Source organism: Pseudoalteromonas sp. SG45-1 (assembly GCF_014164135.1).
Lineage (GTDB): Bacteria > Pseudomonadota > Gammaproteobacteria > Enterobacterales > Alteromonadaceae > Pseudoalteromonas > Pseudoalteromonas distincta.
Genome location: NZ_JACJEP010000050.1, coordinates 5,952 through 9,758 on the forward strand (window position 1 = coordinate 5,952; position 3,807 = coordinate 9,758).

A 3,807-nucleotide genomic window follows, 5' to 3' on the forward strand; every position below is an offset into this window, starting at 1 on the left:
CAAAGAGGTTAAGAGGCGCTTCGCTTTTAGAGGAAAACAAACTAAATTATCCAGGTAAAAATATAAATATTGAGCAGTTATTTGGCTCAAGTAGTTTATTGCTCTACCCTCATTTACTTCTCATTCTTTTCTCTTTGTGCAAAAGATCTTTAAGTACTTTATTCACAAAAAGGTTAAGAAGTACTGCGATTTTAAAGAAGATAAAAATTAGATTATCCAGGTAAAAATATAAATATTGAGCAGTTATTTGGCTCAAGTAGTTTATAGCTCTACCCTCATTTACTTCTCATTCTTTTCTCTTTGTGCAAAAAATCTTTAAGTGGTTTACTCAAAAAAGTTTAAAGCGCTACGCTTTTAGGTAAAGTGAAAAACTCTCTTAGCTCTCAGTGGTAATAACTTAGTAGCCCTTAAAGCATGATCTAAATCAACTTAGCTTCACCCCTATATCTGCTTATGTAAATAACTTGATCTCGATCACGTTGCGACCTGCAAACACCGCCTATGATTAACCCATCAACAACGAGGGGAACAACTCATGAACGTATTCTTTAGAGACTTTTTTACAGATCCAGTTTTATTTATGTCTTTTGGGTTTTTAACCATCGTTGTTTCTTTGTGTATCTTTTTTGCTTTTTTCTTTTTGAAAAAAATACATGACGCAGAAATTCCCGAACAAAATTAAGCACGACGCACTAAAGCGCCTTATTAGTTTACTAGTTAGGCGCTTTTTATTTTCTGAAGCGAAAAATTTGATACACTAGCTTTTCGTTTAATACAAAGTGCGTAGTACAAACATGATCTCTCAGTTCAAACCAGCATGGTGGATGACCAATCGTCACGTTCAGACCATAATGCCGCGTTTTTTCCGCCCATTTCACAATACGTCCTACGAACTTGAGCAACTTGATACACCTGATGGTGACTTTATTGAGCTTGCATGGTCACTTCCACATAATGAAACCGCACCACTTGCTGTTGTTTTGCACGGACTCGAAGGCAATATAAATAGCTTTTATGCCAAAGGCATGATGAAGGCATTAAAAAAACAAGGTTATGCAGTTGTGCTTATGCACTTTAGAAATTGCTCAACCGAAGTAAATCGCCTACCACGTGCTTATCACAGCGGTGACACCGCCGATTTAGCTTTTTTTATAAATCACTTAAAGCTGCAATTTCCTAAGCGCACTATGGTCGCTGTTGGTTTTTCATTGGGCGGTAACGTACTTGCCAAATACTTAGGTGAAGAACGCGAAAAATGCCCATTAAGTGCAGCAGCGGTGGTATCTGCTCCTTATGATTTGTCGTCATCGAGCGATGTTATTCGTAAAAGCTTAGGTAAAATTTACCAAAAATATCTGCTCGATCGGATGAAAAAATCAATGCAGCGAAAGCTGCCACAAATTAAGCAGCAAATTTCATTAACGCCAAAACAGTTAATGAAAATTGACGATTTATTAGAGTTTGATAATCAGTTAACAGCCCCTCTACATGGTTTTGAAAACGCATACGATTACTACCGTAAAGCCAGTGCTATGCCGTACTTGAAAGATATCGCTGTGCCCACACTTATTATTCATTCCAAAGACGACCCTATGCTCTCAATTAAAGCCGTACCGAGTAGGCAAGACGTAAGTGAGCATGTTACGCTGCGCATCTCTGACAAGGGCGGGCATGTTGGTTTTATTAGCGGTAAAAATCCCTTTAAACCTATATTTTGGTTAGAAAAAGCCGTCCCTCATTATTTTAGCCAGCACGTATCAAATAAAGCGAGTAACAAGTAGTAATGATTATCCCTTTTGAACAACTCGATCAAGACACTCTTTATAACTTAATCGAAAGCTACGTATTACGCGAAGGTACCGATTATGGTGAAGTAGAAGCAAGCATCGAATCTAAAGTAAGCCAAGTAAAGCTGCAGCTTAAAAATGGCGAAGCGATGGTGTTTTTCTCAGAATTACACGAGTCTGTAACTATAATTTCAAAAGGTGAGTTTAAAGCGCTGCAAAGTGAAGAGCATCAAGCACAGTCGTTTGATTAGGGCGTAGTACTTGTAACTTTTGAATTGAACGTACACAATGGCTTTTTACCCAAAGAGCCAAAACATGATAAAACTCAGCACTCTAGTGGTAGCCATATCACTAGCTTTAACTAGTCAAGCCCAAGCAGAACAAACAATAACAGCATCTGATAAGGCAATTAAACTCGCTAAAGATACCATTTTAATTGATACCCATATTGACGTACCTTATCGAATTCACGAAAGCTGGGTTGATGTAACCAAAGCAACTAGTGATGGCGATTTTGACTATCCTCGCGCTGTAAAAGGCGGTTTAAACGCCCCATTTATGTCGATTTATATTCCTGCGCATTTGGAATTTGAAGGTAAAGGAAAAAGCTACCAGCTAGCCAATCAAATGATTGATAGTATGGAAGCCATAGTCCAGCGCGCACCCGATAAGTTTGCTATTGCGAGCTCAAGTACTGATATTGAAGAGCAATTTAAACAAGGTAAGCTGTCTATAGCCATGGGTATGGAAAATGGCTCTCCAATCGAAGGTGATATGAAAAACCTTCAGCACTTTTACGACCGTGGCATTCGTTACATCACGCTAGCGCACTCGCAAAGCAACCATATTTCGGATTCGTCTTACGATATACGCCGTAAATGGAAAGGCTTAAGCCCATTTGGTAAAAAGCTTGTCACTGAAATGAATAATATAGGCATGCTAATTGACGTATCGCATATTTCTGATGATGCGTTTTATCAGGTTATGGAGCTTTCTAAAACACCAGTAATTGCCTCTCATTCATCACTTCGTAAATACACGCCTGGCTTTGAGCGTAATATGAATGACGATATGCTATTAGCGCTGAAAGAAAATGGCGGCGTTATTCAAATCAACTTTGGATCAAGCTTTGTTACCGCTAAAGCAGGTAGTTGGGGCAAGCAATTAAAAAGTACAAAAGAGTCAGCTAAAAAAGAAGGCACTAAGTTAAGTAAAGATTTTGATGCTGCGTACCGTGCTAAAAATCCGTATCCATTTGCAAGTCTTGAGCAAGTACTTGACCATATTGATCACGTAGTTGAGCTAATTGGTATTGATTATGTAGGTATTGGCTCTGATTATGATGGAGTTGGCGACTCATTACCTATCGGCTTAAAAGATGTATCTAGCTACCCAAATCTTGTCCAAGGTTTAATGGATAGAGATTACAGCGACAAAGATATTAAAAAGATTTTAAGTGGCAATTTATTAAGAGTTTTAAAACAAGCGCAAGAGTATGCGAAGAAACACTAAAGCTTTTATCATATATTAGTAATTGGCTAAAAGACCAAGAGCTAACTCAATATAAGCGCGGCCTAGCCGTGCTTTTTTATATTTAACAGCATAGTTATCTTCGGTACTATTTTCCCCTCGGGTTTCGTAAAACTCAACCCAAGCTCGGCAATAATTCTATACCTAGGAGCAAATCACTTTTCCTCAGGCATTAAAAAAGGCCACCTAAGTGACCTTTTTCTAACAATTAACTTTAAAGTTAATTATTACTCTTTGACTGTTGCTACAAAGTACCTACGCCTAAGGTAAGAGCACCACCTTCATATGACACTTTTCTTCAGACATTAAAAAAGGCCACCTGAGTGACCTTTTTCTAACAATTAACTTTAAAGTTAATTATTACTCTACGATAGTTGCTACAACACCAGCACCTACAGTACGACCACCTTCACGGATAGCAAAACGAAGACCTTCATCCATCGCGATTGGTGCGATTAGAGTTACTGTCATCTTGATGTTATCACCAGGC

Annotated in this window: 4 protein-coding genes and 1 pseudogene; 4 read left to right on the forward strand and 1 reads right to left on the reverse strand. The window is 38.3% G+C overall.

Features of this window, described 5'->3' with window-relative positions; translation table 11 throughout:
- The 4 genes from H5117_RS20575 to H5117_RS20065 form a co-directional block, all read left to right on the forward strand.
- The coding region (locus H5117_RS20575) for a hypothetical protein (protein WP_220491812.1) at positions 1 to 224 on the forward strand (224 nt) is incomplete at its 5' end.
- A 570-nt stretch (positions 225 to 794) separates the two neighbouring features.
- Positions 795 to 1,781 (forward strand): hydrolase, encoded by a 987-nt coding sequence (locus tag H5117_RS20055; RefSeq protein ID WP_182738991.1) that lies wholly within the window; start codon positions 795 to 797, stop codon positions 1,779 to 1,781.
- A gap of 2 nt (positions 1,782 to 1,783) precedes the next feature.
- Positions 1,784 to 2,038 carry a YheU family protein gene (locus H5117_RS20060; protein WP_004335925.1) on the forward strand — a complete coding sequence of 85 codons (255 nt, stop codon included), beginning with the start codon at positions 1,784 to 1,786 and terminating at the stop codon, positions 2,036 to 2,038.
- A 64-nt stretch (positions 2,039 to 2,102) separates the two neighbouring features.
- Complete coding sequence (locus H5117_RS20065) at positions 2,103 to 3,299, forward strand: dipeptidase (RefSeq protein WP_154903728.1); 1,197 nt, start codon at positions 2,103 to 2,105, stop codon at positions 3,297 to 3,299.
- A gap of 378 nt (positions 3,300 to 3,677) precedes the next feature.
- Here H5117_RS20065 and H5117_RS20070 read toward each other — a convergent pair.
- A pseudogene (locus H5117_RS20070) lies at positions 3,678 to 3,807 on the reverse strand (elongation factor Tu); the annotation flags it as partial.

Excerpts from the sequence above, each read along its gene's own strand:
- H5117_RS20065 (WP_154903728.1), top strand. The coding sequence starts at position 2,103 with ATGATAAAACTCAGCACTCTAGTGGTAGCCATATCACTAGCTTTAACT.
- H5117_RS20055 (WP_182738991.1), top strand. The coding sequence starts at position 795 with ATGATCTCTCAGTTCAAACCAGCATGGTGGATGACCAATCGTCACGTT.
- H5117_RS20060 (WP_004335925.1), top strand. The coding sequence starts at position 1,784 with ATGATTATCCCTTTTGAACAACTCGATCAAGACACTCTTTATAACTTA.